Below are 25,213 nucleotides of genomic sequence, written 5' to 3' on the forward strand. Positions count from 1 at the left end.
GTACAACAAGGTTATCGGCAAGAAGGGCGGGATATTTAGCCACGGAAATAATCACGCCAGAGAATAGTCATACTTGTGTCATGTGGCTGCTTTATATCTTGTAAAACCAAAATGGGTGACCAAAAACAAGAGAAGCGAACAGCATGAAATTAAAACCTTTTGCGTTATTACTGACCTCTTTATTCCCTCTGGCAAGTCAGGCGGCAGATCCGCAAGTTGAACGTTACATTGTCACATTTCCGCAAGGTGACCATGTTGAATATCAGGGCGCCTATGCTGCTAATTTCCCTGATGGATTGCCGGTTGGGGTGGGATCGGGTTTGCAGTTTATGGGTAAAGAGGGTGACAAGTTGTTTTTTGCCACCGTTACCGATCGCGGCCCCAATGCTGATTCACCAAAAGTCGGCGACAAAGAATCAAAGATTTTTGCCAATCCTAAATACACTCCGCTGCTGATGACCATCCGCGTGGCTGATGGCAAAGCGCTGGCGACTGATGCCCATGCATTGCACGACGAAAACGGCCCAATCAGCGGTTTGCCACTGCCGGAAGGGTTGATTGGTGCGACCAATGAAATCGCGCTCAGCGATACTTTACAGCCATTGTCGAGCGACAAACGCGGGCTGGATACCGAAGGCATTACGCCAGATGGCAAAGGCGGTTACTGGCTGTGCGATGAATACGGCCCGTTCATTATCAACATCGACGGCAAAGGAAAAATCCTCAAAAAATACGGCCCGCAGGCAGAACAAGGCGAGCAGGGTGTTGCGGGTGGATTACCGAATATCCTGAAATGGCGCCAGGCTAACCGTGGTTTTGAAGGTATTACGCGGATGCCTGATGGGCGGATTATTGCGGCGGTGCAAAGCACGCTGGATATCGACGGTAAAAGTAAAAACAGTGCGCAGTTTACTCGACTGGTGAGCTTCAACCCGGAAACGGGGCAAACCGTGATGTATGGCTACCCAATTGATGTCGATGTTTATAAGAAAGCCAAAGACGCCAAAATTGGCGACATTGTGGCGCTGGACGATAACCGCCTGCTGGTAATCGAACAGGGAGGTGATAAAAACAAAGTAATGCGCAATCTGGTTTATGTCGTCGATCTCAGCCAGGCTAGCGACTTGAGCACATTCGATAAAGAAAAAGCGCCTGAATTTGATGATGCGGCACAACTGACAGCGCGTGGCATCAAACTGGCAGAGAAAAAGCAGGTGGTCGATTTGCGTAAACTCGGCTGGCAGCAAGAGAAAGCTGAAGGTATGACGCTGATCGATAACCAAACCATCGCGGTGATTAATGACAACGATTTCGGTCTGCAATCGGTCGTGGACAAGTCCGATGCCACAAAAGTCTCCATAAAACCGCTGGAGAAACCCGAATCGCAAAACGAGCTGTGGGTGATTAAGTTGCCGGAAGCCTTGAAGTAATTATTCGAAATGTGTCGGGTGACGCTAACGCTAACCCGACCTACAAAAACCTCTGTTGCTGTGGATTTGTAGGGGAGATTAGTGCACGTGACATCCACCAATTTTGCAGTAAACCCAGAAAGTTGGACACACTAATAAGCAAAGTGTCCCTTTTGCTAGCACACCTCAAAAATACTTTTCTTGCGTTCATCCTCAATATGTCTGAGCCGAGCATCATGGCAGAGTAAGTCAAATGCCTGATACAGGTGTACCCGGCTGCCATCTTTTTCTTTACGGGTTTGGCGAATGACTTGTTGTGCAGTACTTCAGGCACAGTCCGAACTGATAAATCCAGTGTAGTGCAATGCAAAATCCCGCGATGAAATTCCATTTGTTACTAACTTGTTTCTTCATTTTCATTGTCACGTTTCTGTTTTGTGATTTTCTTGTAATCGATATGTGTTTTTAGTGAGCTTATTACAAGCAAAATTTCAACACTTCTTTAACAAGTTACTGGTGATACTCATCACAAAAGATGTTTTTTTGTGCATGTTGTCATGAAACCCAAATGGAAATAATGACAAAGAAAACGGAATTATAGATAGTCCTGATTCCGCATTATGGAATTTACAGGATAATAAAATGGCATTAGTGACAACTAAGAAACTGCAGGAAGAATATGAGCGCGTTTTGCTGGCCAGGGATATGAAGCCTGAAATGGCGACAAAACTTGCTGCTGGTTTTGTCGAAATGGCAAATGAAGGGACTTATTCACACGGTATAAATCGCTTCCCTGTGTTTATTGATCAAGTAGATAAGGGACAAATACAGTTAAACAACACCCCTGAATGTGTAAACAGCATGGGCGCACTTGAGCAATGGGATTGTAAATTTGGTCCTGGTGTATTGAATGGTTTGATTTGTTCCGAGCGTGCAATGGAACTGGCTCGCGAGTTTGGTATTGGCATGGTCGGAATGCGCAACTCTAATCATTGGATGCGCGGTGGAACGTATGTTTTAAAAATGGCCCGTGAGGGTTTTGCTGGTATTGCCTCAACAAACTCTATTGCAGTGATGCCTGCATGGGGCGGAAAAGACCACCGAGTAGGATCAAACCCTCTAATTATGGCAATTGCTGGTGATCCACCAGTTTTAGTTGACTGCTCAATGAGTCAGTATTCCTACGGGCAACTTCAAAATTATGTCCTTGAAGATAAAAAGTTACCTGTTGTTGGTGGTTTTGATGATAACGGCGAACTGACTTCAGACCCTCATGTTTTATGGAAGAATAAGCGATTACTGCCAATGGGATTCTGGAAAGGATCTTCTATGGCAATAGTGCTGGATATGATGCTGACAGCCATTTCTGGCGGTAATTCTGTGCCTGCATTGACCGAGGATATGGGCGGGGAATTTGGTGTATCTCAATTTTTAATTGCAATTGACCTCTCCAGAACTATTGAAAAAGACCAATTTACAAATGAAATGAAGCGCATTCGTGATTATGTATTAGCTTCTGAACCAGCGGAAACCGGGTCAGTTATGATTGCTGGTTCGGAAATTGAAAAATTTATTGATAAACACGAAAAAGCCGGTGGGATCGAAATTCATGATGAAATTTGGGAACAAATTAAATCATTGTAAAAATATCGAAACCAGGAGGGCGCTATGCGAAAAGTATTTAAGTGGGTCTGGGACTGCATCGATATATTTATGGCTGCCATTTTAGCTTGCATGATCGTACTTGTTTTTACCAATGTAGCTTTGCGTTATGGATTTTCTTCAGGTTTACGTCCATCAGTAGAATTATCTCGCTTAGGTCTTGTATGGGTTGTAATGCTCGGTGCTGCCGTTGTATTACGTCGAGGCGAGCATCTTGCTGTTGCTGAATTTACAGAAAAATTAATGCCTAAATGCGTACCAATATTAAGACGCATTTGTTCAGTGGTGATTTTAGTATCAGTGGGAATGTTATTAATCGGTTCACATCAACAGATGATGTCAACCTGGCAAGATGTATCACAACTGACTGGATTACCAACGGCACTATTCGCATTAGCAGGTGTAGTATCCGGCGCATTAATGACAATCATTGCACTTGTCCGAATTATTAGCCCTGATTGGTTATTGGATTTAGATGAGATGGAGAGTAAACAATGACTTTGGCGATATTTTTATCAGTACTAATTATATCAATACTGCTCGGTTTGCCAGTTGCATTTGCACTGTTATTATCATCCATCGCATTGATGTTCCATATGGATATGTTTAGTGCAGATATTCTAGCTCAAGGATTGCTGAATGGGGTCGATAGTTTCACTTTACTAGCTATTCCATTTTTCTTAGTGGCAGGGGAGGTCATGTCAACGGGTGGTTTGTCTACACGAATAGTTCGTTTGGCAACTACGTATGTTGGGCATAGAAAAGGTGGTCTTGGTTATGTCGCAATATTGACCTCTGTGTTACTGGCTGGCTTATCTGGGTCCGCGGTGGCGGATGCCGCAGCATTGGTAAGTATCCTTTACCCAATGATGAAGGCTGGAAAATATCCTGAAGGCTCGTCAATGGGATTGCTGGCATCTGGCGGTATTATCGCCCCAGTTATTCCACCATCGATACCATTAATCCTCGTTGGTGTTGCCGGTGGCATCTCTATTAAAAACTTATTCTTGGGCGGTATTATTCCTGGTTTGCTAATGGGGTTAACCCTGATGCTTGTTTGGGGACACATAGCAAAAAAAGAAAAATTAGATGTTGTAGAACGCGCAAGTAAAGAAGAAAAAAGAGCAGCATTGAAGGATGGTATTTGGGCATTATTCCTACCAATCATTATTATTGTTGGTATTCGCTTTGGTATCTTTACACCAACCGAGGCCGCTGTTGTTGCAGCTGCATATGCAGTATTCGTATCGACAGTTATTTATCGCGAATTGACATTTAAAAAATTCTTCCACATTTTATTGGCGGCTGGCAGGTCTACAGCTATGGTGATGTTCCTGGTCGGCTGTGCGATGGTTGCGGCATGGTTGATAACAGTTGCTCAGTTGCCACAACAATTAGCCGAAATGTTAGGACCGTTGGTGGATAGTCCAAGATTATTAATGGCCGTCATTATGTTGCTAGTACTTTGTGTCGGCATGGTAATGGATCTAAGTCCAACAATTTTGATACTGGTCCCATTATTAATGCCAATCGTAAAATTGGCTGGAATTGACCCAACTTACTTTGGTTTAATGTTTGTTATTAATTGTTCGATAGGCCTACTTACACCACCAGTTGGCACGGTATTAAATGTAGTATGTGGTGTTGCTAAAGTTCAAATGTCTACAGCGGTTAAAGGGGTTATACCATTTATTGCTGCATACTTGATGCTTTTAACGATGTTCGTTCTGTTTCCGGAAATCATTACAGTACCAATGCAACTTGTAATTGGTTAATTACACTAAGGAGAGAGTATGAAAAATTTATATAAAATAGTTGGAATCGTATCAACTCTGGCATTTTGTTCATCAGCCATTGCCCAAACCACATTAAAATTAGCTCATGCAGCGCCTGAATCAGACCTTCAGCAAAATATGTCATTATTCTTTAAAAAAGAAGTAGAATTACGGACTAATGGGGAGATTAAAGTCAATGTCTTCCCTCAAGGCCAGTTAGGTAATGATAAGCAAATGATTGATGGAACACGTTCTGGCATTGTAGATATTTCCATGGTTGGGCTGAATAACTACTCAGGCATAATTCCAGAAGCGGCTGCCTTCGAATTACCATTTATCTTCCCAACCCGAGTGGAAGCATATAAAGCACTTGATGGAAAACCAGGGAGTGAAATATTTTCAAAAATGGAAGCACTGAACCTGAAAGGGTTGGGGTATCCAGAAAATGGTTATCGTAATATAACTAACAATCGTGGACCAATTAAAGAGCCAACAGATCTCTCTGGTTTGCGGATGCGTGTGAATGATTCTAAAGCACTTAATGATATGTTTAACGAGCTTAAAGCCAATCCACAGCAACTTCCTGTAGCTGAATTGTATAGCGCGTTGGAAACCGGTGTTGTAGATGCGCAAGATCATCCTCTAGGTGTGACCCTTTCATTTAAATTTTATGAGGTTCAAAAATACCTAAGCCTGACACAGCATGCATATTCACCTTTAGTTGTAACAATGAACTATAAAAAATTTAATACGCTGAGTCCAAAAGATCAAAAAATCATTACTGATGTTGCTAAAGAGGCCGTAGATTTGCAGCGTAAGTTGAGTATTGAAAAAGAAAATACAATGATCAGCGAGCTTGAATCAAACGGAATGAAAGTGAATAGAGACGTTGATGGTGCTGCATTCCAGGTCGCCGCAAAACCAGCATGGAACTCTTACATCAAAACAAATGGTGATGCCATGATTAAGGAAATTCAAGCCGCAGTTCAATAATCTGCAACGGTATTAAATAAATAGTCTTCCTGTTGGTGCATAGTTAGACTATTTATTTTCTTTAATTTAACTAAACGGATGGTGTTAAATGTTTAATGATCTAAAAGAACGTGTGTTAAGAGCCAATCTCCAGTTGCCGAAATATGGACTGGTAACTTTCACGTGGGGAAATGTTTCTGAAATTGATAGAGATAGAGGTGTTATTGCTATAAAACCATCTGGTGTTGAATATGATGTTATGAATGTCAATGACATTGTTATTGTTGATTTAGATGGCAATCGTATTGAAGGGGATCTAAATCCCTCAAGTGATACGGCTACACATCTGGAGTTATATAAAGCATTCAAGGGTATTGGTGGTATTGTTCATACTCACTCACGTAATGCAACTGTGTGGGCACAAGCGGGATTAGATATCCCTGCGTTAGGAACTACACATGCAGATTATTTTTATGGTGATGTACCCTGCACCAGACAGTTGTCGAATGATGAAATCAATATTGAGTATGAAAAAAATACAGGGTTAGTCATTGTTGAAACATTTAGCAAAAATAATTTAGATCCTCATGCTATGCCTGGTGTCATTATCGCTGGCCATGCTCCATTTTCTTGGGGGAAAGATGCCTTTGATGCTGTGCATAATGCAGTTGTTTTGGAGGAAGTCGCGGCAATGGCCATTTCTACCAGGGTGATTAATGAAAGCATAATGATCAATCCTGCTTTATTAGATAAGCATTACAATCGTAAGCATGGTAAAAACTCATATTATGGTCAAAAATAGTCATCAGTTAGGATGTTAATTTGTTGATATTTAATCTCTATGGAGCAGTGCTAAATGCTGAGCATGACATTAAATGATTTTGGGTTTGTTATACGAACTAATCATGCTGAACAAGTAAGGTTCTTGATTGCGTAGTAGGTTTTTTATCAAAATAATGTTCAAATTTTGTCATTAATTCTTCATCTTATTTGTAAAAGGGATAATTATATGTTGGTTGGAAATGTTAAAAAAAATTCAATATCGGAAAGTTATCCTTTTGTGGTGAACGATGTATTGTCAAAATTAAATGAAATTGATTTAAGTTCGTTGCCTCTTGGTAGGCATGAACTTGATGGATATGACTCAAAGAAACTCTGGTTTGTGATTTTGGAGTACCATACGAGTCCACTTTCTGATTTTCACCCGGAAGTTCATAAGTATCACTCAGACTTACAAATTTTGTTGTCAGGCACCGAGTTAATGGCTTGGTCAATAGACACAGGAAATCATCCACACTTCGGTGATTATAATGATACAAGAGATATTTTATTCTATGAGTCTGATTGTGTTAATTTAAACATTATGAATGCAATGCCTGGTGATTTTTATTTATTTACACCAAATGTAGTTCATATAACAAATGTAATAAATAAAGAACCTGAATTTGTTAGAAAGTTAGTGGTGAAGATACATAATGATTTATTAGCGGGGGTGCTATGAATTATTACATTGGCTTGGACTCCGGTGGGACTTTTATGAAAGCGGCCCTGTTTGATGCGCATGGCAATCAGCATGGGTTAGTAAGAAAATCAGCGAGTGTTATTAATGAAAAGCAAGGGTGGGTCGAACGTGATCTGAATGCATTATGGAATGATGCAGTCATTGCAATTAAAGAATTATTAAGCGTAACGGCAATAGACCCAAAAAAAATTAAAGGATTGGGCATTTCGGCACAAGGTAAAGGTGTTTACTTACTTGATAAAAGAGGGCATGCTTTAGAACGAGGAATTATGTCTTCAGACTCACGCTCATTACCAATAGTGAAAAAGTGGATGAGTGAAGGGTTGCCAAATATTGTTTATCAAAAAACATTACAGACATTATGGACTGGACATCCTGTATCGATTGTTCGCTGGCTTAAAGATAATCAGCCCGATACTTACTGCAATATTGGTTCAATCTTGATGGCTCATGACTATCTTCGTTATCGTTTTACAGATGTCATTGCCGCTGAAATTACTAATATGTCTGAAAGTAATTTTTTTAATGCCCATACAGGAAAGTATGATTTAGATTTATTACATTTATTTGGCATTGAAGAAGTATGGAGTGCATTACCACCAATAATTAATTCTAATGATATCGGTGGTTATATTACTGAAGAGGTTGCAAAAGAAACAGGGTTGTCTGCTGGAACGCCTGTTTTCGGTGGCCTATTTGATGTAGTCTCAACGGCATTATGCTCAGGTATTAACTCTGGTGAAAATTCACTTAATTATGTAATGGGGACATGGGCAGTAACCTCCGGGATTACAAAATCAATTACTCAAGAAAAATATAATTTCGTTTATGGTCGTCATGCAATCACTGATGAATATGTTATACATGAAGCGAGCCCTACCTCGGCAGGGAATTATGAGTGGTTTTCAAACTATCTTGGGGAAAATGGTAGCTTTAATCATAAAGATAATGAGGCCTTGGTTTCAGATCTAGAGGTTGCATCTAGCAGTGTGTTTTTTGTTCCATTTTTGTATGGTTCTAATCAGGGACTAGGTCTCAAATCTGGTTTCTATGGTTTACAAGCGCACCACACCAAAGGACATATAATCCAGGCAATATGGGAAGGTATTTTATTTTGTCATAATGTTCATTTAGAACGAATGCGTATTAGATTTCCAGAGGCTAAAGTTCTGAAAGTAACAGGGGGCCCTGTTTCTTGTAGAACATGGATGCAAATGCTAGCAGATTTGAGCGGTATGACGGTTGAAGTCTTAAATATAGATGAAACCGGTGCGTTAGGTGCGGCTATTGTTGCTATGGTTGGCGCCGATGAATATCCAACTGTCAGTGATTGCGTTAAAAATATTCAAACACAAACAGTGCAATTTAAGCCAGATTCTGATAATTTTATCAAATTCCAGAATAAATATAATAAATATCAGAAGCTTGTACAACTTTTCAAAGAATTCGAGGAATCATGAAGATGACCAGGCCCTTACTGCAAATGGCTCTTGATGCCACAACGATTGAATCTGCATTAAAATCTGTTGAATTGGTATCAAGAGATTTAGATGTTATTGAAGTTGGTACCATTTTAGCCTTTTCGTATGGTATTGATTGCGTCGCTATTTTGCGTGAAAAGTATCCAAACCATATCATTGTTTGTGATATGAAAATTACTGATGCCAGCGCCATTTTAACGCGTTTAGCCATGCAGGCAGGGGCAAACTGGGTTACTGTCAGTGCTGCTGCACATATAGAAACTATTCGCGCAGCTAAAAAGATAACTGATGAGTTTAAAGGCGAAGTTCAAATAGAGCTTTATGGTAACTGGACCTATGATAATGCAAGAGATTGGGTAGCAATGGGAGTAAGACAAGCTATTTACCATAGATCTCGTGATGCTGAATTAGCTGGAGTAAACTGGACAGAAGATGATCTGGTAAAACTTAAAAAACTATCTGAATTAGGATTAGAGCTTTCCGTCACGGGTGGCATTGTTCCGGAAGATATTCATTTATTCAAGGGCATCAATGTTAAAGCATTTATTGCCGGTAGAGCTTTAGCTGATTCAGATGGTCCAGATATCGCTCAACATTTTCATAGTGAAATTAAAAAACATTGGTAGACATTTATGAGTGAGCAAATTAAATCACTATCTAAAGCCTTAACTATCCTTGAGTATTTGGGGCAGTATCCTAACGGTGTTTCTTTACAAGATATATCTGAGGGGACGGGCTTTAATAAGTCATCTATTCATAGAGTTCTTTCTACCTTTGAGTCATCTGGCTATGTTGCCCAGATGTTTTCAGGAAAAGAATATCGTTTGACGATGAAGTTGATGCAATTAGGCCATGCAGCATTGAATTCAGACGTTACTGGGGTTGTTAAACCCTACCTATCCGAATTACTTTCTGAATTAAATGAAACCGTTAATTTTTTATCCTTTGATGCAGATAATATAATTTTCCAGGATAAACTTGAACCTCGAGATGCTTCATTCAGAACCCGTACTTATGTTGGATTGCATTCACCTATGTATTGTTCTGCAGCAGGTAAGTGCTATTTAGCATTTAGTACTGATGCGGTGAAAGAGTCATATTGGCAACGAAACTCCAGTGTCATGCAGAAATTAACAGAAAACACTATTTTAGACAAAGAACCTTTTTTTGATACTCTTGGGCAGATTAAAGTCCGAGGTTATGCAATTGATGATGAAGAAAATGAGGCTGGAATATCCTGTATAGCCGTTCCCATCCTTGACAAAAATGGCACACCTGTTTATGCGGTGAGCGTGTCTACATTGACACCTAAAATGCGGCAAATTGGTTATTCGGTGATCGCTGATAAAGTAAAAGTATTTACTGATAGAATTCAACAGCACTTAAATTATGGAGGATCAAGTGATTAACTTTACTGAAAAATACAGGCTAGGGATTTATGAGAAAGCAATGCCAGCAACATTAAGTTGGGAAGATAGATTACTCTACTCCAAAGATGCTGGCTTTGATTTCGTTGAAATTTCAGTTGATGAGACAGATGAGCGAAGAGCCCGACTGGACTGGTCTGATGAAGAGATATATGAGTTACGTAATTTATGCATAAAGCATGGCATGCCATTGCAGTCCATGTGTTTAAGCGCGCATAGAAAGTTTCCCTTTGGCTCTATGGACGAAACTATTCGCCTGGAAGCGCTTTCTATTATGGAAAAGGCGATCACATTAGCCTATAAACTTGGTATTCGTTGCATTCAGATGGCAGGTTACGATGTTTATTATGAACCTCAATCTGAGAGTACACACCTGCGCTTTATTGATGGTATGAAACAAGCTGCGAAAATGGCAGAAAAAGCGGGTGTAATGCTTGGCGTGGAAATTATGGATACGCCATATTTAAACTCGTTAAGTAAATTTGAAGTTCTGAAACGTGAAATCCCATCCCCTTACTTCATGGCCTATCCTGATGTGGGGAATATAACTGGCTGGAATTATGATGTGTGTACTGAGTTAATGTTGTCAAAAGACCATATTATTCAAGTCCACTTAAAAGATACTCGTCGTGTTTCTAGTACGTCTAAAGGCCAGTTCCGCGACTTAGTGATTGGTGAAGGTGAGGTTGATTTTTTCTCAATTTTTAAAACTCTAGCCGCTATGGATTATTGCTCACCTTTTGTTATTGAAATGTGGGCTCAAGATGACAAATGGTTTGAAAACATTAAAGAAGCCAAGAAGACATTGCAAGAAACAGCCAATAAAGCAGGCTTTTATCTTTAATTTATTCAAACAATAAACCATTCGGATTTTTTCTCTGATAAATTATTAACTCAGTAGGATAAACATATGACTATTATAAGAACTGCTTTTTTTGAAGCTGATTTAAACAATGAAGAAAAAATAGACTTTTACAATTATATGGAAAAAGAAATTGCACCTATTATCCGTGCTTTCCCTGGTAATAAAGGTGTTGTATTGAGTAAGCCAGAATTTATAGAGTCTGAGTGTCATCAGAGTGTTATTTTGATGATGCAGCACAGTTATGAAGATAAAAATGCGATGGAACAAGCGTTAAACTCACAGCAACGCATCGCGAGTATGAATGCAACTAAGATTATTGTTGAAAAATATAACCTGCGTGTGCATCACATGAACTTTATGGTTGAGTAATTCCGGCTTGTATACAAATGTCGTGTACTGGTATGTATAAGATAAGCTGCAACCGTTGATGTATCCCAGTTTGCTTCGATGACATCTGAGATATATCAACGTTTTTTAAATAGTAGTTGAGCTAACCGTTATTTCTGCAATCTGATGTTGTGCACATGATTGGGTGGCAACTCCCAGGCTTTGCAAAATCAACTCGCCTTAAAAACTCATCGCCAATCCTAAACCGTAACCATTGGTGTTATTACCAAACATATAACGCGCCACCAGTCTTGTGCGGGTGATGAAAACATCATAATCACTGCTATCTAGCTCGAACCCTAACCCCATCGATGTCAGACTATTAAAACCGAGTTGCCCACGTTGCTCCCCCAAATACTCGGTATGTGCCCCTTCCAGAACATAACGTAGCGGCTTATTGAGCAACGTCCAGTCCGAGACAGGAGCACGACGACGCAGATAAACGCCCAGATTTTGCGTGTTGGCCTCGCCTCTGACGGCTTCGGATGTGCTGCCAAAACTGCGCAGAGTCATGTCGGAATAACGCAACTCGATATCGATATCCTGAGGTTTTGAGAACAATTCATAATCGAGCATCAGCGAACCGCCCAAACCATAGGCATTGAGCCGCCCACCATTCAGAAAATCAAAATCTTTATTAGTACGTCGTTTGAAAACATAAGTGCCAATGCGTAGGTCACTGGCCATGGTGCCGAGCATGAAATTGAAGATTGGGCGCAGTACCAGGTTACCACCCCATCTATCGGTATAGACGTGAAAATCCCAGCCAACGCCACCCGTGGCGGTTAGACTGTTCCATTTGGTCGGGATTTTGCGGCTTTGGGTCCCGTCGGAAAGTACAAATTGCGGGTCATAACGGCTGTAACCCATCGTCCCTTCAAGATAGAGAGGGACTTCCTTGCTGATGGTTGCGCCACCGCCGAACTGGGTAATGGATAGCTCTTGCGTCCCGCTGGTACCGTTATCGATATTCAGATCGCTGGCGGTGATATCCGGCCAGACGGTGTAACTCATTAGCGCGAGTACCGCATCAGCATGCTTTTTAGGGCGGCTCGCATCAACGGCATAACTCACCGGGCTGGCTAACGACAGCGCAGCAATAATGGGCAAAGCATAAGAGTACGGCACCGTCATGTTGCTCCCAGTCTCCCCATTGAACGAACATGAGTTCTATGAATGTATTTGCAAGAATACCTTTGTTTTCAGTATAGAAGCGATTACATTTTTTCACGGAGAGAAAATAATTCCAGGTTCCATAATCGGACATTTCACTCTCTCAAAATACAATTCGCTGAATGATCAATGACACCTCCTGTATCATTACTTTTCTTATGGTTAATTGTGTTGGGCTTTATAGTGAGGTTTAAAGATACGGATATTCAGAAAAATACAGCAGTAGAATTACTTTTTATTTCATACAAGATTTCTGCCCGCGCCAGAGTGATAAAGTGGAACAGAACTTATCTGTAGTTATCCCCGACAGGTAACAATGTTGCCGATTAATTCATCAAATACACTTGGGCTGAACATCGGGATAACTACGCCGTACGCATACAATACAATGACCAATAAATTGAGTCCCATGATCACGAAGTACAATATTTTCTCTTGTTTCCGCCCCCCAGTGATTTTAATTTGGCGGTGGCCAAGCCAGGCGCTTTGGCCTTGCCGGATAAAGAATGCAAAACTGGCTCGTCCTGAAAAGCAGCTTGAAATGAAGTCCCAGACGCATATCACCCAGATCAATAAAAGCAGTAACAGACCAAATAAATCCTTAAAATTTATTACGCAGTGGTTAATATCCATATTCTCTACCCAAATTCCTGCTGATCTGTAGTGAGACAGACCGCTTATCTGTTCGCAGCACTGTAGCTCTGAAGTATTGGAGTCATCTGTTGCGTTGTGAGCCGCAATAATCGGAATCCAGATATATACTCCCTTAAGAACCTTGCGTGTATCGGATCCAGTAACGCATCTAATCGTGTTTAAAACATAATAGCTTGCGACTCATACGTCATATCCACCCATCCTCGTCACACCGACCCACGCACCACCAGTTTCCAGTCCAGAATCTCATTCACGGTTTCGACTTCCGGGTTATCAATACGCTCGAGCAATAATTGCACGCTGCGTACGCCGAGCTGGTGCATCGGTTGTTCGATGGTGGTGAGAGGAGGGAAGGTCACTGCGCCAAACGGTACGCCATCAAAGCCCATAATCGCCACATCTTCAGGTACACGCAGGCCTTGCTCATGGGCGTAATGCAGCGCACCACCGGCCAGTGCATCGGATATCGCGAATACCGCATCCGGCGGTTCTGGCAGGGTGAACAGTTCGGCCATTGCCTGCACGCCTGCCTGATATTCAAGGCCATCGGCATACACCACCGCTTGCCAGTTTTTACCACAGGATGCGCGATAACCCGCTTCACGTTGTTGGGAGTAGAGATAACGCAAATCGCCGTTAATCAAAGCGATGCGTTGGTAACCTGCGCTGTTCAGGTGGTCGACGGCGGCGGCAGCCGCTTTAAAGTTATCAATAGTCACCGACGAGGCACAATAACCGGGGTCGCCTTCACCACATTGTACCCACGGCGAGTCACCAATTAGCGTCGTTAATCCAGGCAAACAACTGACGGCATCCATAGTGATCACACCATCGACCACTTTGCCGCTCAACAGGCGCAAATAGGCCGATTCGCGGGTTAGACGCGATTCAGAATTACACAGCAGAATGTGGTAACCGTGTTTTTCCGCTTCTTCTTCGATACCGCGCACCACGCGGGCGCAGAAGGGGTTGGTGATGTTGGACACCAGCACCAGCAACATGCGGCTGCGTGAAGTGCGCAACTGGCGCGCCAGCAGGTTAGGTTGGTATTCACAGGCCTCAATTGCCGCCAGCACTTTGTCGCGCGTATCGGGTTTCACCGCAGGGTTGCCATTCAGCACCCGGGAAACGGTGGCGGTAGAAACTCCAGCCATTCGCGCCACTTTATCTATCGACATGTTGATCCTTTACCCGATCGGTTGAATTGTGAACCGCATTCCAGATTTGAATTGATACTACCAAATAATTCACCAGCATGATGGCAAGTTAAATGAAATCGATTACATTTTTATTGAAGTGCGAATGTAATCGATTACAAAAATAACCTCTTACCCTTAAATCAATACTCTGTACCGGAGGATTTATGTCTTCTCAGTCGGCCGTTGGGGCACAAGTGGTCACTCATAAATGGGTGATTCCACGCCTGTCGTTAATGATGTTTCTCGAGTTTTTCGTCTGGGGTGCCTGGTATGTGACCCTCGGCGTGGTGATGGGCAAATACGGCCTGAGCGCATTAATTGGTGATGCGTATTCCACTGGGCCAATCGCCTCGATCTTGTCGCCGTTTGTGCTCGGCATGTTGGTCGACCGTTTCTTTGCCTCGCAAAAAGTCCTCGGCGTTTTGCACCTGGTCGGCGCGGCGTTGTTGTGGTGGCTGCCAGGGATGTTTGAAAGCGGGCAGAGTGGCCTGTTGTGGGTTGTCTTCGCCTACATGCTTTGCTACATGCCGACTATCGCCCTGAGCAATAACGTGGCGTTCCACAGCCTGGCAAACAGCGAAAAAGGGTTCCCGATTGTGCGTGCGTTCGGCACCATCGGCTGGATTGTCGCAGGGCTGATTGTTGGCACCAGCGGTCTTTCAGATAGCACCGGCATCTTCACGCTGGCAGCCATCGCTTCGGTGGTGTTGGGGATCTACAGCTTTACGCTGCCAAATACGCCCGCGCCGGATCGCGGCAAACCGCTTTCAATGCGTGACCTGGTGTGTGCCGACGCTTTTGCGTTGCTCAAACAGCGCCACTTCATGGTGTTTATCATCTGCGCCACGTTGATCTCGATTCCTCTGGCGGCTTATTACGCCTACGCCGCACCGTTTATTTCAGCGGTTGGTTTTGAAAACGTGAGTGGGGTGATGGCGTTTGGTCAGATGTCTGAGCTGCTATTTATGCTGCTGATTCCGTTCTTCTTCCGTCGTCTGGGCATCAAAATGATGCTGCTGATCGGCATGTTATCGTGGTTCCTGCGCTACGCGATGTTCGCTCTCGGAATTACCGAAGAAACGCGCTGGATGATCTACATCGGCATCATCCTGCACGGGGTCTGTTACGACTTCTTCTTTGTGATTGGCTTTATCTACACCGACAAAGTGGCGGGCAACAAAGTGAAAGGGCAAGCGCAAAGCCTGCTGGTGCTGTTCACCTACGGTCTTGGCATGTTGATTGGTTCGCAAATCAGCGGCGCGGTATTTAACCGCTCAGTGACTGCGAAAGGTGCGGAGGGCTTATTGCAATGGCAACAATTCTGGTGGATGCCAGCGATTGCAGCGGTGGTGATCGCCGCCATCTTCTTCTTCAGCTTCAATTACAAAGAGGGTGAGCAGCATGGCAAATAAGCCGCTGCGCGTGTTGGTTGTGGGCTGCGGGAATATGGGAGCCGCCCACAGCCTCGCGTATCAGCAAGTTGATGAGTTTACGCTCTGCGGGCTGGTGGCTCGCGGAGCGTCAAAAGTTCGCCTCAAAGCACAACTGGCGGCCGACATTCCTCTGTTCGATGATTTGCCGCAGGCAATCAAAGAAACCCAGGCTGATGCGGTGTGCATCGCTACCTGGCCGGATAGCCATGAAGCGCTGGCGCTGACGGCACTGGCGGCAGGTTGCCATGTGTTTCTGGAAAAACCGCTCGCCACCACGGTGAGCGGGGCGAAACGTGTTGTTGCTACCGCGAAACTTGCGGGCAAGAAACTGGTTGTCGGGTACATTCTGCGCCATCACCCTGTCTGGCAGCGGTTTATTCAGCTATCGCACGGGCTGGGCAAACCGCTGGCGATGCGCATGAACCTCAATCAGCAAAGTAGCGGCAGTGCCTGGCACACCCACAAAATGCTGATGCAGTCGCTTTCGCCTATCGTCGATTGCGGTGTGCATTACCTTGACGTGATGTGCCAGATGGCGCAATCCAGTCCGCTGTCGGTGAGTGCGATTGGCGTGCGTTTAAGCGACGATATCGCACCAGAACAGTTCAACTACGGCCAGCTTCAGGTGCGTTTTGAAGACGGTTCAGCTGGCTGGTACGAAGCGGGTTGGGGGCCGATGATGAGCCAAACGGCCTTCTTTATTAAAGATGTAATTGGCCCGCAAGGTTCGGTGTCGATCGTGGCGCGCGAAGCAGGGGGCGAAGGGCAATCGGCAAATGTTGAGGCGCACACACGTACCGAATCGTTACGCATTCATCACGCCGAATTAAACGCGCAGGGCGAGTTTGCTCACCAGGATGAATGGGTGACAGCAAGCGATGAACCGGACCATTTTGCCTTGTGCCAACGGGAACAACAGTTTTTTGCCCGTGCCATTTTTGATGATAGCGATTTGTCACTGCATCAGCAGCAGGCGATTGAAAGCCTCGCTGTGGTGCTGGCGGCGGATCTTGCGGTTCGTGAACAACGCACGGTGTTAATTAAGGAGATGTTGTAATGAAAACCCTGAAAGGGCCGTCCATTTTTCTCTCGCAGTTTATTTCGGATAAGCCACCATTTAATTCACTGGAATCCCTTGCCGAGTGGGCGGCGGGGTTAGGTTACAAAGCGCTACAAATCCCAACACACTTACCGCATATTTTTGATCTCGCCAAAGCGGCGAAAAGCCCGGAATACTGTGCAGAAATTCGCGCAATGCTGGCAAATGTTGGGCTGGAAATCAGCGAGTTATCGACCCATTTGCAAGGGCAATTGGTGGCCGTGCATCCGGCGTACGATGCGGCATTTGCAGGCTTCGCGCCGCCTGAACTGGCGCACGATGCTAGTGCCCGTCAACAATGGGCAGTCAACAGCCTGAAACAAGCGGCTCGCGCTTCACAAAATTTAGGGCTAAATGCCCACGCGACTTTTTCTGGCGCGCTGGCGTGGCCCTATTTTTACCCGTGGCCGCCGCGCAACGAACAACTGCTTGATGAAGCGTTTCGTGAACTGGCTTTCCGCTGGAAACCGATACTGGACAGTTTTGACGAGGCGGGCGTTGATGTCTGTTTTGAGCTGCATCCCGGCGAAGATTTGCATGATGGCGTCACGTTCGAGCGTTTTCTGGCGCTGGTCGATAACCATCCGCGCTGCAATATTCTCTACGATCCAAGCCATATGCTGCTGCAACACCTCGATTACCTCGGTTTTATCGACCATTACCATGCGCGAATCAAAGCCTTTCACGTTAAAGATGCCGAGTTTCAGACGTCGGCAAAAAGCGGCGTTTATGCGGGTTATCAGCCGTGGATTGAGCGCCCAGGTCGCTTTCGTTCGCTGGGGGACGGGCAGGTTAATTTCAAGGCAATTTTCAGCAAACTTGCGCAATACGACTATGACGGATGGGCTACGCTTGAATGGGAGTGTTGCCTGAAATCAGGCGATGCGGGGGCGCGCGAAGGGGCAAAATTTATCGCCGATCATATTATTCCGGTTGCCGATTATGCCTTTGACGACTTTGCGCATCACAAAAGCGATGTGTCTGCGGTGCGTCGTATGCTCGGGCTGGAGGGTTAACCATGAAACGGCTACGTTTAGGGATGGTCGGTGGCGGTGAAGGCTCATTTATTGGTGGCGTGCATCGTATTGCGGCAAGGCTTGATGACCAGTTTGAATTAGTCGCCGGTGCATTTTCATCCTCGCCAGAAGTGGCAAAACGCAGCGGTGAAGCGCTGTATGTTGATGCCGGGCGGTGCTACGCCAACTGGCAGGAGATGGCGCAACAAGAAGCCGCTCGTGCCGACGGTATCGAAGTGGTGGCGATTGTCACCCCTAATCATCTGCATGTTCCGGTGGCAAAAGTCTTTTTAGAGCACGGTATTCACGTGATTTGCGATAAACCGCTTGGTGTGACGCTGGCGGAAGCGCAGGCGTTGGCGCAGGTTATCGAAACCAGCGGGTGCCATTTTATTCTCACCCATAACTACAGCGCGTTGCCGATGGTCCGGGAAGCGCGCGCTCGTATTGCCAATAGCGAAATTGGCGATATTCGCGCCATTGAAGTTGAGTATTTGCAGGACTGGCTGAACGACCGGTTAGAACTGACCGATAACAAGCAGGCGAGCTGGCGCGGTAATCCTGCAATGGCTGGCGCTGGGGCGATTGGCGATATTGGTACCCACGCATGGCAACTGGCGGCGTTCGTCTGCGGCATGGAGCCAGAATTAGTGCGTGGCGAACTGCTAACGCGCATTGAAGGGCGGGTGCTGGACGATGAAGTGTACGCCGAAATGCGTTATGCCAATGGTGCAAGAGGGCGTTTGTGGGCAAGCCAGGTGGCACCCGGTTTTGAAAACGACCTGCGTCTGCGCATCGTTGGCAGCAGGGCGACCATCAGCTTCCGTCAGCAACAACCTGAAATCCTTGAAATACATCCGCATCATGGCAATAGTTACGTTGTCACGCGCAATGGTGTCAACAACCACGATTCTGTGCGCCACCAGTGCCGCACACCCGCAGGCCATCCCGAAGGTTATCTGGAAGGATTCGCGCAAATCTACCGTGAAGCCGCGATTAAAATTCGTGGTGGCAAAGCGCCGTTGCTTCCTGGCATCGCCGAAGGACTGGCTGGCATGAAGTTTATCGAAACAGTACGGGAAAGCAGCCATCGCGGTGGCGAATGGCTGGAATGGTGACCAACATCGCGTAGCGTGTCGCGCGCAAAAGTGAAATAAAAAATAGCGATACGTGCACCAGGTCGAGGTTTCGTACAAAGATTAGCCTGCTAAGTTGCTGATGTAGGCGGTTGTTAACTAGCTTTTTTAATGGTGTAGCTGTTTTCCCTCCAGTTTGGTCAAAACAAATGAGGAAGCCATGAAAAAGCTGACGTTAAGTCTGATTACCTTAGCGCTTGCGGGCGTTTCTAACGCTGCGTTTGCTGATACCCTGCGCATGGAATGCCCGATCTCGCCTGGCGGTAAGGAATACTGCAACTACGTCAAAGACCGATTCGAGCAGCAGACCAGCAACAAGCTGGAATTTATCGAGTTCCCTGCGGCGTCTGACGAAAAGCTGGCTTTGTTGCAACAGTTGTTCGCCGCTAAAGATGAGAAAGCGGTCGATTTATTCCAGTCAGATACCATCTGGGTGGGTCTGCTCGATAAGCAAACGCTCGATTTAACCGATGCGGTTGGCGACATGAAAGGGGATTTCTTCCCCGGCCCCTGGGCGAACGATACGGTAAACGGCAAGGTGAAAGCGGTTCCGGCGTATCTCGACACTGGCGTGCTCTATTACCGCAAAGATCTGCTGGAAAAATACAACGAGCAGCCGCCGAAAACCTGGGAAGACCTGACGCGTATCGCCACCAAAATTCAGGAAGAAGAGCGCAAAGCAGGGCACAAAAATTTCTGGGGGATGATCTTCCAGGGCAAGTCGTATGAAGGGCTGACCTGTAACGCGCTGGAGTGGATTGATTCTTACGGCGGCGGCACGTTTATCGACGAAAAAGGGAACGTGACCATTAACAATCCTAAAGCGGCAGCGGCGCTGGATATGGTCGCGGGCTGGATGGGTAAAATCACGCCGAAAGGGGCGTTGGGTTACAAAGAAGAAGAGTCTCGAGCGGTATTCCAGAATGGTGACGCGTTGTTTATGCGCAACTGGCCTTACGCCTATTTGCTCTCGCAAGGGGCGGATAGCCCGCTGAAAGGCAAAGTTGGCGTGGCACCTCTGCCTGCGGGGCCTGAGGGCAAATCAGCTAATGCGCTGGGTGGCTGGCAGTGGTCTATCAATGCGAATACCAAAAACAAAGATGCGGCGATTGCGCTGCTGAAAATCCTCACCGATGCTGATTCGCAGAAAATGCAGTTGAAGTATCTCGGTTTTGCACCGACGCGTTCGGCCCTGTATGAAGACAAAGCAGTGCTGGAAGCCGCACCCCATCTGACGTTGTTTAAAGAAATCTTCGCCAACGCGGTACCGCGTCCCGCAACCGCCACCAAAAGCCAGTATCCGCGAGTCTCTAACGCAATCTTCAACGTCACCTTCAAAGTGCTCAATGGCAGTAGCGACGGCAAAACGGCCGTGGCGGATCTGCAAAAACGCCTTGAACGCGTGAAAGGTAAGGACTGGCACTAATTGGCCCGTTCATACCAACAGCGGCGTCGCCGTATCGCGTGGATACTGGTGGCGCCCGCACTCTTGTTACTTGCACTGGCGGCCGGATGGCCACTGGTGCGCACCTTCTTTTTCAGCTTCACCAACGCGATGCTCGATAACCCTTCCGAGTACCAGATGGTGGGGCTGGCGAACTATTACGCCACCCATGACGGCGACAGCAGCGGGGTGCTGGTTGACCCGCTGTGGTGGCAAGCCGTTGGCAATACCTTGTGGTTTACCGTGGTGTCGGTCGGCATCGAGCTGTTTCTTGGCATGTTGCTGGCGCTGTTAATGAACCAGAACTTTCGTGGCCAGGGCTTAGTCCGCACCGCGATTCTGGTGCCATGGGCGATTCCGACTATCGTCAGTGCCAAAATGTGGGGCTGGATGTTCCACGACCAGTACGGCGTGGTGAACGATTTGCTGGAAAAAATATTTGGTTATCAGGCACATCTGGCATGGATTGCCGAACCGTCGCTGTCGATGTGGGCGGTGGTGATTGCCGATGTCTGGAAAACCACACCATTTATGGCCCTGATGCTGCTGGCGGCACTGCAACTGATCCCTAACGATCTTTACGAGGCTGCGCGCGTTGATGGTGCCAGCGCGTGGCAGCGTTTCAAGCGCATTACCTTGCCGCTGATTATGCCCGCGATGATTGTGGCGCTGATTTTCCGCGTCATGGACGCGATGCGGATTTTCGACCTGATCTTCGTGCTCACCTCCAATAGTGAAGCCACGATGTCGATTTCCGGTTATGCCCGCGAGCAAATTATCTCTTATCAGGATATGGGGATGGGGTCGGCCGCCTCTGTGCTGGTGTTTATGATGGTAGCGGGCATTGCTGCCTGTTTTATCCGCGTCTCACGCTTAAACGAGAAGGAGAAGCGGTGATGAAAACCACGCGTCGGCAGCGCAAATTTGCGCACAATCTGGTGATTTATGGGGGGGCGACCTGCGCGGTGTTGTTCTGTATTTTTCCGTTTTATTACGCGATTCTGACCTCGCTGCGCACTGGGCAGGAGCTGTTTTTACCGGCCTATTTCCCGAGTGGTTATCACTGGAGCAACTACGTCACCGCGCTGGTAGCGAACGGCATTGCGCGTAGCTTACTGAACTCGGTACTGGTGGCGACGATAACCGTGGGGATTTGCTTGCTGGTGTCTATTACGGCTTCATTCGCACTGGCGCGGGTGCAGTTTCGCGGGCGTAAATTCCTGTTGTTCACCATTCTGTGTGTCTCAATGTTCCCGCAGGTGGCGGTGCTAACCGGCATGTTCGAGCTGGTGCGTTTTCTTGGGTTATATGATTCGCTTGGCGCACTGGTGTTGTCGTACACCACTTTTTCGCTGCCGTTCACCGTTTGGGTGCTTACCACCTTTATGAAATCGATTCCGGTGGAGCTGGAGGAGGCGGCGATTGTCGATGGGGCGAAAACCTGGACCATTATCCGCCGCGTGTTTGCACCGATTCTGGCTCCAGCACTGGTCACCACCGGCTTGCTGGCGTTTATCGGCGCGTGGAATGAATTTATGTTCGCGCTGACGTTTATTATTTCCAGCGATAAACGCACGGTGCCGGTGGCGATCAGTATGTTCAGCGGCGCGTCGACCTTTGAGTTGCCGTGGGGCAGCATTATGGCAGCCTCAGTCATGGTGACGCTGCCGATTATCGTGTTGGTGCTTATCTTCCAGAAACGCATTGTCAGCGGGCTAACCAGTGGGGCGATTAAGGGATAACCATGGCGCAACTTGTGCTCGATAAAATTCAAAAACGCTATAACAGCACTTCGGAAGTGATTAAACCGCTCGATCTGGAAGTGAATAGCGGCGAGTTTGTGGTGGTGGTGGGGCCTTCCGGCTGCGGGAAGTCGACATTACTGCGCATGGTCGCAGGGCTTGAGGAAATCAGCGGCGGCGAGATGCGTATTGACGGCATTTGCGTTAACGATGATTCGCCGTCGGAACGCGGCATTGGCATGGTGTTCCAGTCTTACGCGCTGTATCCGCACATGACGGTGTATCAGAACATGGCGTTTGCGCTGGAGATGGCGAAACTGCCGGTCAAAATCATCGATGAAAAAGTGCGAGAAAGTGCGCGCATTTTACAGCTTGAGCATTTGCTCGATCGGCGCCCTAAAGATCTCTCCGGCGGCCAGCGCCAGCGTGTGGCTATCGGGCGAGCCATTGTGCGTGAGCCGAGTCTGTTTCTTTTCGATGAGCCGCTCTCAAACCTCGACGCTTCACTGCGCGTGCAAATGCGCATGGAAATCGCCGCCCTGCATAAACGTATCAACGCCACGATATTGTACGTCACTCACGACCAGGTCGAAGCGATGACGCTTGCCGATCGTATAGTGGTGCTTAATCAGGGGCAAATCGAACAAGTGGGTACGCCGCTTGAGCTCTACGACCGCCCGGCGAACGTGTTTGTCGCGCAGTTTATTGGCTCGCCAAAAATGAATTTGATCCACGGTGTGTTAACGCACGGCAGCGCACTGCGTACCGATGTTATGTTGGAGAATCGCCAGGAAATTACGCTGCCGATAAACAGTGCAGGCGTGCCAGAAGGGCAAGCGGTGCAACTGGGTATTCGCCCGGAACACGTCCAGATAACCGAGCTGGTGCAGGCGGATATCGAAGGCGAAGTGTTGTTTGTCGAACAGATGGGCAACGAGACTTTACTGTACGTGAACAGCGGTTACGGTAGCGAACCGTTAGTTATGCGCCATACTTTCAGGCTTGAGATTAAGGCTGACAGACGTATCGGCCTGCGGCTACCGCCGGAAAATTGCTATTTGTTTAATAATGACGGGCGGGCATTTGTGCGAATTTAGCTGATGATTATTGGGGTGGATGACGCGGTTCGTAGGTCGGATAAGCGCAGCGTCATCCGACAAAAAAGGAGAAAAAAGTGGAAAAAAATGGTGGCACAACGCGGTGGTGTACCAAATCTATCCGCGTAGTTTTATGGACAGCAACGGCGATGGTATCGGCGACATTAACGGTATCATCAGCAAACTCGACTACCTGCAACAGCTCGGCATCAACCTGATTTGGCTCTCGCCGGTTTACCGCTCGCCGATGGACGACAACGGCTACGACATCTCTGATTACGAAGACATTGCCGCCGAATTTGGCAGCATGGCACAAATGGAATCCCTGATAGCGCAGGCGAAACAGCGCGACATCCATATCCTGATGGATTTAGTCGTCAACCACACATCCGATGAACATCCGTGGTTTATCGAAGCGTTGAAATCTAAAGACAACCCTTATCGTGACTATTATATCTGGCGCAAACCTGCGGCAGATGGCGGCCAGCCGAACGATTTCCACTCATATTTTGGCGGCAGTGGCTGGGCATTTGATGAAGCCAGCGGCGAATATTATCTGCACCAGTTTTCCGTGCGCCAGCCGGATCTGAACTGGGAAAACCCACGCGTACACGGAGAAGTCCATGCCATGATGAACCGCTGGCTGGCGAAAGGTATCGGCGGTTTTCGCATGGACGTGATTGACCTCATCGGTAAAGAAGTTGACGCGCAGATTATGGCGAACGGTAAAAATCTGCATGCGTTAATTCGCCAGATGAATCGCGCCACGTTTGGCAAAGGTGACGCCGTCACGGTGGGTGAAGCCTGGAGCGCCACGCCCGCTGACGCACTGCTTTACAGCGGTGTCGAGCGCGAAGAACTCTCTATGGTTTTCCAGTTCGACCACATCAAACAGTTTTGGGATGAGCACGCCGGGAAATGGCGCAGCAAGCCATTTGAACTGGCGAGTTTCAAAGCGGTCATTGAGAAGTGGCAAACCGCACTGGCGCACCAGGGCTGGAATTCGCTGTTCTGGAGCAACCACGATTTACCGCGTGCGGTGTCAAAATTTGGTGACGAAGGCGAGTTCCGTGTGGCTTCGGCCAAAATGCTTGCCACCGCGCTGCATTGCCTGAAAGGTACGCCGTATATTTATCAGGGTGAAGAGATTGGCATGACCAACGTGCGCTACGAAACCATTGATGAATATCGCGATATCGAAAGCCTGAATCTTTATCAAGAGCGGCTGGCGGAAGGTGTCAGCCATGAGGAGATGATGCAGGGGATTCATGCTAACGGGCGTGATAACGCGCGCACGCCGATGCAGTGGGACGATAGCCCGAATGCAGGTTTCACCACCGGAACACCCTGGATTACCGTGAACCCGAATTACCGCGAGATCAATGTCGCGGCGGCCCTCGCCGAACCGGATTCAATTTTGTGGCATTACCAGAAACTGGTGGCGTTGCGTAAACAGTACCCGGTTTTGGTGTACGGCGATTTCCAGCCTGTACTGCGCGAGCATCCGCAGGTTTTTGCCTGGCTAAGAGCACTTGATAGCGAGCGGTTATTGGTCATCAATAATTTCACCGCTGAGCACCTGACGCTCGATATCCCGCATCAGATGCAGAACTGGCACGGCGAATGTTTGATTAGCAACTACGCGCCACGCGATCGGCTTGCTGTCAGTATTGAACTCCAACCTTATGAATCTTTTGCTTTATTAATCGGGAGGTAAACG

24 protein-coding genes are annotated in these 25,213 nt (G+C 46.7%); 21 read left to right on the top strand and 3 right to left on the bottom strand.

Annotated elements, in window-relative coordinates; genetic code table 11:
* Nucleotides 1–143: 143 nt before the first annotated feature.
* From EC843_RS00745 to EC843_RS00800, 12 genes are all read left to right on the top strand, one after another.
* Nucleotides 144–1,430 (top strand): esterase-like activity of phytase family protein, encoded by a 1,287-nt coding sequence (locus tag EC843_RS00745; protein ID WP_133521387.1) that lies wholly within the window; start codon nt 144–146, stop codon nt 1,428–1,430.
* Nucleotides 1,431–2,051: 621 nt separating this feature from the next.
* A complete protein-coding gene (yiaK, locus tag EC843_RS00750; RefSeq protein WP_064547051.1) occupies nt 2,052–3,053 on the top strand; it encodes a 3-dehydro-L-gulonate 2-dehydrogenase in 1,002 nt (333 codons plus the stop codon).
* A 24-nt stretch (nt 3,054–3,077) separates the two neighbouring features.
* Entirely contained in the window at nt 3,078–3,569 is a 492-nt protein-coding gene (locus tag EC843_RS00755) for a TRAP transporter small permease (protein ID WP_064547049.1), read from the top strand.
* The gene (locus tag EC843_RS00760; RefSeq protein ID WP_064547047.1) at nt 3,566–4,846 is read left to right on the top strand and encodes a TRAP transporter large permease subunit; all 1,281 of its coding nucleotides are present in this window, start codon (nt 3,566–3,568) and stop codon (nt 4,844–4,846) included. The genes EC843_RS00755 and EC843_RS00760 overlap by 4 nt, the downstream gene beginning before the upstream one ends.
* Before the next feature lie 18 nt (nt 4,847–4,864).
* Nucleotides 4,865–5,839, top strand: a complete 975-nt coding sequence (locus tag EC843_RS00765) for a DctP family TRAP transporter solute-binding subunit (RefSeq protein WP_064547045.1) — start codon at nt 4,865–4,867, stop codon at nt 5,837–5,839.
* 88 nt (nt 5,840–5,927) lie between these two features.
* Nucleotides 5,928–6,620 carry an L-ribulose-5-phosphate 4-epimerase gene (locus tag EC843_RS00770; protein ID WP_133521388.1) on the top strand — a complete coding sequence of 231 codons (693 nt, stop codon included), beginning with the start codon at nt 5,928–5,930 and terminating at the stop codon, nt 6,618–6,620.
* 207 nt (nt 6,621–6,827) lie between these two features.
* Nucleotides 6,828–7,319 (top strand): YhcH/YjgK/YiaL family protein, encoded by a 492-nt coding sequence (locus EC843_RS00775; RefSeq protein ID WP_064547041.1) that lies wholly within the window; start codon nt 6,828–6,830, stop codon nt 7,317–7,319.
* A complete protein-coding gene (locus EC843_RS00780) occupies nt 7,316–8,800 on the top strand; it encodes an FGGY-family carbohydrate kinase (protein ID WP_064547039.1) in 1,485 nt (494 codons plus the stop codon). Before EC843_RS00775 ends, EC843_RS00780 begins: the two co-directional genes overlap by 4 nt.
* A gap of 2 nt (nt 8,801–8,802) precedes the next feature.
* The gene (locus EC843_RS00785; RefSeq protein ID WP_064547037.1) at nt 8,803–9,447 is read left to right on the top strand and encodes a 3-keto-L-gulonate-6-phosphate decarboxylase UlaD; all 645 of its coding nucleotides are present in this window, start codon (nt 8,803–8,805) and stop codon (nt 9,445–9,447) included.
* A gap of 6 nt (nt 9,448–9,453) precedes the next feature.
* Nucleotides 9,454–10,230, top strand: a complete 777-nt coding sequence (locus EC843_RS00790) for an IclR family transcriptional regulator (protein ID WP_064547035.1) — start codon at nt 9,454–9,456, stop codon at nt 10,228–10,230.
* Nucleotides 10,223–11,092, top strand: a complete 870-nt coding sequence (locus EC843_RS00795; RefSeq protein WP_208111301.1) for an L-ribulose-5-phosphate 3-epimerase — start codon at nt 10,223–10,225, stop codon at nt 11,090–11,092. The genes EC843_RS00790 and EC843_RS00795 overlap by 8 nt, the downstream gene beginning before the upstream one ends.
* A gap of 66 nt (nt 11,093–11,158) precedes the next feature.
* On the top strand, nt 11,159–11,482 hold the full coding sequence (locus EC843_RS00800) for a hypothetical protein (protein WP_133521389.1): 324 nt from the start codon (nt 11,159–11,161) through the stop codon (nt 11,480–11,482).
* 198 nt (nt 11,483–11,680) lie between these two features.
* Here the strand turns inward: EC843_RS00800 and EC843_RS00805 are convergent, their stop codons facing one another.
* From EC843_RS00805 to EC843_RS00815, 3 genes are all read right to left on the bottom strand, one after another.
* Nucleotides 11,681–12,634 (bottom strand): hypothetical protein, encoded by a 954-nt coding sequence (locus EC843_RS00805; protein ID WP_121813380.1) that lies wholly within the window; start codon nt 12,632–12,634, stop codon nt 11,681–11,683.
* 336 nt (nt 12,635–12,970) lie between these two features.
* Nucleotides 12,971–13,306, bottom strand: a complete 336-nt coding sequence (locus EC843_RS00810; protein WP_133521390.1) for a hypothetical protein — start codon at nt 13,304–13,306, stop codon at nt 12,971–12,973.
* 227 nt (nt 13,307–13,533) lie between these two features.
* Entirely contained in the window at nt 13,534–14,505 is a 972-nt protein-coding gene (locus tag EC843_RS00815; RefSeq protein WP_133521391.1) for a LacI family DNA-binding transcriptional regulator, read from the bottom strand.
* Between the two features lie 185 nt (nt 14,506–14,690).
* On the opposite strand from EC843_RS00815, the gene EC843_RS00820 reads away from it, so the two are divergent.
* From EC843_RS00820 to EC843_RS00860, 9 genes are all read left to right on the top strand, one after another.
* Complete coding sequence (locus EC843_RS00820; RefSeq protein WP_064547020.1) at nt 14,691–15,938, top strand: MFS transporter; 1,248 nt, start codon at nt 14,691–14,693, stop codon at nt 15,936–15,938.
* Nucleotides 15,928–17,016 carry a Gfo/Idh/MocA family oxidoreductase gene (locus tag EC843_RS00825; protein ID WP_133521392.1) on the top strand — a complete coding sequence of 363 codons (1,089 nt, stop codon included), beginning with the start codon at nt 15,928–15,930 and terminating at the stop codon, nt 17,014–17,016. Before EC843_RS00820 ends, EC843_RS00825 begins: the two co-directional genes overlap by 11 nt.
* Nucleotides 17,016–18,074 carry a sugar phosphate isomerase/epimerase gene (locus EC843_RS00830; RefSeq protein WP_133521393.1) on the top strand — a complete coding sequence of 353 codons (1,059 nt, stop codon included), beginning with the start codon at nt 17,016–17,018 and terminating at the stop codon, nt 18,072–18,074. Before EC843_RS00825 ends, EC843_RS00830 begins: the two co-directional genes overlap by 1 nt.
* A 2-nt stretch (nt 18,075–18,076) precedes the next feature.
* Nucleotides 18,077–19,192 carry a Gfo/Idh/MocA family oxidoreductase gene (locus tag EC843_RS00835; RefSeq protein WP_064547014.1) on the top strand — a complete coding sequence of 372 codons (1,116 nt, stop codon included), beginning with the start codon at nt 18,077–18,079 and terminating at the stop codon, nt 19,190–19,192.
* A 178-nt stretch (nt 19,193–19,370) separates the two neighbouring features.
* A complete protein-coding gene (locus tag EC843_RS00840; protein ID WP_121813385.1) occupies nt 19,371–20,636 on the top strand; it encodes an ABC transporter substrate-binding protein in 1,266 nt (421 codons plus the stop codon).
* A complete protein-coding gene (locus EC843_RS00845; RefSeq protein ID WP_232885942.1) occupies nt 20,637–21,551 on the top strand; it encodes a sugar ABC transporter permease in 915 nt (304 codons plus the stop codon).
* Nucleotides 21,551–22,396 carry a carbohydrate ABC transporter permease gene (locus EC843_RS00850; protein ID WP_133521394.1) on the top strand — a complete coding sequence of 282 codons (846 nt, stop codon included), beginning with the start codon at nt 21,551–21,553 and terminating at the stop codon, nt 22,394–22,396. The genes EC843_RS00845 and EC843_RS00850 overlap by 1 nt, the downstream gene beginning before the upstream one ends.
* A gap of 2 nt (nt 22,397–22,398) precedes the next feature.
* Nucleotides 22,399–23,493: a sn-glycerol-3-phosphate ABC transporter ATP-binding protein UgpC gene (gene ugpC, locus EC843_RS00855; RefSeq protein WP_133521395.1), complete on the top strand. Its 1,095-nt coding sequence runs from the start codon at nt 22,399–22,401 to the stop codon at nt 23,491–23,493.
* 19 nt (nt 23,494–23,512) lie between these two features.
* Nucleotides 23,513–25,210 carry an alpha-glucosidase gene (locus EC843_RS00860; protein ID WP_133521396.1) on the top strand — a complete coding sequence of 566 codons (1,698 nt, stop codon included), beginning with the start codon at nt 23,513–23,515 and terminating at the stop codon, nt 25,208–25,210.
* Nucleotides 25,211–25,213 lie beyond the last annotated feature (3 nt).

Source organism: Buttiauxella sp. JUb87, assembly GCF_004361975.1.
In the GTDB taxonomy this organism is placed as follows: domain Bacteria; phylum Pseudomonadota; class Gammaproteobacteria; order Enterobacterales; family Enterobacteriaceae; genus Buttiauxella; species Buttiauxella ferragutiae.

Coding starts and splice junctions, on each gene's coding strand:
- EC843_RS00815 (WP_133521391.1), bottom strand. CDS start 14,505: ATGTCGATAGATAAAGTGGCGCGAATGGCTGGAGTTTCTACCGCCACC.
- ugpC (WP_133521395.1), top strand. CDS start 22,399: ATGGCGCAACTTGTGCTCGATAAAATTCAAAAACGCTATAACAGCACT.
- EC843_RS00745 (WP_133521387.1), top strand. CDS start 144: ATGAAATTAAAACCTTTTGCGTTATTACTGACCTCTTTATTCCCTCTG.
- EC843_RS00760 (WP_064547047.1), top strand. CDS start 3,566: ATGACTTTGGCGATATTTTTATCAGTACTAATTATATCAATACTGCTC.
- EC843_RS00860 (WP_133521396.1), top strand. CDS start 23,513: ATGACGCGGTTCGTAGGTCGGATAAGCGCAGCGTCATCCGACAAAAAA.
- EC843_RS00820 (WP_064547020.1), top strand. CDS start 14,691: ATGTCTTCTCAGTCGGCCGTTGGGGCACAAGTGGTCACTCATAAATGG.
- EC843_RS00800 (WP_133521389.1), top strand. CDS start 11,159: ATGACTATTATAAGAACTGCTTTTTTTGAAGCTGATTTAAACAATGAA.
- EC843_RS00780 (WP_064547039.1), top strand. CDS start 7,316: ATGAATTATTACATTGGCTTGGACTCCGGTGGGACTTTTATGAAAGCG.
- EC843_RS00830 (WP_133521393.1), top strand. CDS start 17,016: ATGAAAACCCTGAAAGGGCCGTCCATTTTTCTCTCGCAGTTTATTTCG.
- EC843_RS00810 (WP_133521390.1), bottom strand. CDS start 13,306: ATGGATATTAACCACTGCGTAATAAATTTTAAGGATTTATTTGGTCTG.
- EC843_RS00805 (WP_121813380.1), bottom strand. CDS start 12,634: ATGACGGTGCCGTACTCTTATGCTTTGCCCATTATTGCTGCGCTGTCG.
- EC843_RS00755 (WP_064547049.1), top strand. CDS start 3,078: ATGCGAAAAGTATTTAAGTGGGTCTGGGACTGCATCGATATATTTATG.
- EC843_RS00785 (WP_064547037.1), top strand. CDS start 8,803: ATGACCAGGCCCTTACTGCAAATGGCTCTTGATGCCACAACGATTGAA.
- EC843_RS00775 (WP_064547041.1), top strand. CDS start 6,828: ATGTTGGTTGGAAATGTTAAAAAAAATTCAATATCGGAAAGTTATCCT.
- EC843_RS00850 (WP_133521394.1), top strand. CDS start 21,551: ATGAAAACCACGCGTCGGCAGCGCAAATTTGCGCACAATCTGGTGATT.
- EC843_RS00840 (WP_121813385.1), top strand. CDS start 19,371: ATGAAAAAGCTGACGTTAAGTCTGATTACCTTAGCGCTTGCGGGCGTT.
- yiaK (WP_064547051.1), top strand. CDS start 2,052: ATGGCATTAGTGACAACTAAGAAACTGCAGGAAGAATATGAGCGCGTT.
- EC843_RS00765 (WP_064547045.1), top strand. CDS start 4,865: ATGAAAAATTTATATAAAATAGTTGGAATCGTATCAACTCTGGCATTT.
- EC843_RS00825 (WP_133521392.1), top strand. CDS start 15,928: ATGGCAAATAAGCCGCTGCGCGTGTTGGTTGTGGGCTGCGGGAATATG.
- EC843_RS00835 (WP_064547014.1), top strand. CDS start 18,077: ATGAAACGGCTACGTTTAGGGATGGTCGGTGGCGGTGAAGGCTCATTT.
- EC843_RS00770 (WP_133521388.1), top strand. CDS start 5,928: ATGTTTAATGATCTAAAAGAACGTGTGTTAAGAGCCAATCTCCAGTTG.
- EC843_RS00790 (WP_064547035.1), top strand. CDS start 9,454: ATGAGTGAGCAAATTAAATCACTATCTAAAGCCTTAACTATCCTTGAG.